We start from the raw sequence: 1,927 nt of genomic DNA, 5'->3' as shown, positions 1-1,927 counted from the left end.
CCAGGCTGCAACTGTTGCAGCGTGCCAGCGCATAAACGCCCGCGTCGGCAGTCCTTGACGCGTGGCCTTCATAGTGCCTTGCAAGATAGGCCTGAACGCCCGCGCCGGCGTACGGTTCCTCGTAAACCACCGAGAGGGAAGCCGACAGGCAACCGGGACACCGCGTCCTGATTTTCAGGGCTGATTCACGCGGCTGCGTGGCACCCTGACGCTGCTGTGCATGGCGTGGCGCCTGCAGATTTTCCCTGAGCGACGGCGAAGCCGGATCCCCCGGCAGGCGCGGGAATTCAAGTGAGGTGGCGGGCATGTTCATGGGTTGAGTCCGGAATGCCGCAAACGCAGCAGCACCAAACACCTTAGCCGCCAGCGTGCAGGAGCGGGTAACCCTCTGTAAACCACGTATCGGTGCTCTTTGCCGCATACGCGCCCGGTTGGCGTGGCGTTTCAATGCGTGCTACGGCAATGATGTCTGTTCCCGGGCCGGCTCCCGCCTCTGGGAAAACCGTTAGCAGCAGGCGCCGCAGACTGGCGCACTACGCCATGCGGCCCTTGTTTTCGACCACCACGCACCCGGTGATGCGCCACGCTTTGTTGCTTTGCCGTTCGAGGCTGTAAACCGCCAGCCACGAAACACCGCTGGCATCGGCCATTTGCACCCGCTGGATCACCTGGTCGTTCTTGCCGTCGGGTTTCAGAAAGGCGACCGATGCAGGGCGGTACACCACCGGGTAATCGCGGCGCACCATCGCCATGAACCCCTGGGGTGTTCCGACGGCCTTCTGCACATTGGGGGCCGCAAAAGAAAACGCCTTGGCTGCGTCATCCTTTGCGAAGGCCGCCAACTGGGCCTGCACCACGGTGCGCACCGTCTTCTCGTCAGCCGCGGTAAAGGGCGCTGCACTTGCCGGCACTGCCGTGCATACCAGCAACAGCGCCGCGCTGCCGGCAGCGAGCAGGCCGGCCATGCAGTTCAGCACACGGTTCAAACGGATCAGGCGGGCAGTCATAAAGCTAATCTTTCCTGGATTCGATGGCCACAGTTGCTAAAGATGTTGACGGTGTTGAAGGTACGCAAGTGGCGCGCCAACGGATGCCTCCCCTCAAATCAGCCGGCCGTGCGCCAGCACCACGACGCCGCCGCTGACAAGCATCTCACCGGCTGCATTGGCCTCTACCGTGATGCGGCTGGGGCGCCCGGCAAAACGCCCCTGCTTGAGCGTGATGACTTCGTCCACCTTCGCCGCGCCGTGGCGCAGCAGGTAGGCGCCTGCCGGCCCGGCGGCGCTTCCGGTGGCAATGTCTTCCACCAGCCCGGCGTTGTCCCAGGTGCGACCTTCGCGCGCCGACACGTCCAGCACATAGGCGAATTTGGCGCCCACGGTGGCCAGCAGCGCCTCAAAGTCAGGGTGCACAATTTTTGCGCGCTCCAGGCCGCCGACCACGGGCACCAGCAGATAGGGCAGGCCGGTAGACACCACCTGCAGCGGAAAACGCACGTCCAGCTGCGCCGGGCCCAGCCCGAATGCCGCGAGAAATGGCAGGCTGTCAGCGTGACTGAGGGCAGCCTCGAAGCGGGCCACGCCCTGGTTCATGCTGGCGTCGTAAGTGCCCGGTGCGCCTTTTTTGCGTGTGGTGCTGATGGCAACTGCCCGTGTGCCGAGCATCAGCGTCCAGCCGGCAGAAGGGTGATGCCCCGCATGCAGGTGATGCAGCAAACCTGCTGCGCCCAGCAGGGGGTGGCCGGCGAAGTCAAGCTCTTCTTCCATCGTGAAAATGCGTGCTTCGAAGCGGTTCCCGGGACCGTCAGGCGTGAGGAAAATGCTCTCGAACTGCCGCATCTCGATGGTCAGGCGCTGCATCTGGCGCGCCGGCAAGGGGCTTTCAGGCAGGAACACCGAAAGGCCGTTGCCGGCCAGCGCTTCGTTGG

2 protein-coding genes and 1 pseudogene are annotated in these 1,927 nt (G+C 64.2%); all 3 read right to left on the bottom strand.

Going from position 1 to position 1,927, the window contains the following annotated elements; all coding sequences use genetic code 11:
- Positions 1–313 (bottom strand): annotated as a pseudogene (locus tag AC1D1P_RS22055) (class I SAM-dependent methyltransferase); the annotation flags it as partial.
- Between the two features lie 220 nt (positions 314–533).
- The gene (locus AC1D1P_RS22050) at positions 534–1,007 is read right to left on the bottom strand and encodes a DUF4864 domain-containing protein (RefSeq protein ID WP_477671499.1); all 474 of its coding nucleotides are present in this window, start codon (positions 1,005–1,007) and stop codon (positions 534–536) included.
- 93 nt (positions 1,008–1,100) lie between these two features.
- On the bottom strand, positions 1,101–1,927 hold an 827-nt coding region (locus AC1D1P_RS22045), incomplete at its 5' end, for a PhzF family phenazine biosynthesis protein (RefSeq protein WP_477674447.1).

The organism is Polaromonas sp. P1_E1_2 (genome assembly GCF_056406035.1).
The sequence above is the reverse complement of the archived record's forward strand: the minus strand, read 5'-3'. Positions and strand labels throughout refer to the sequence as shown.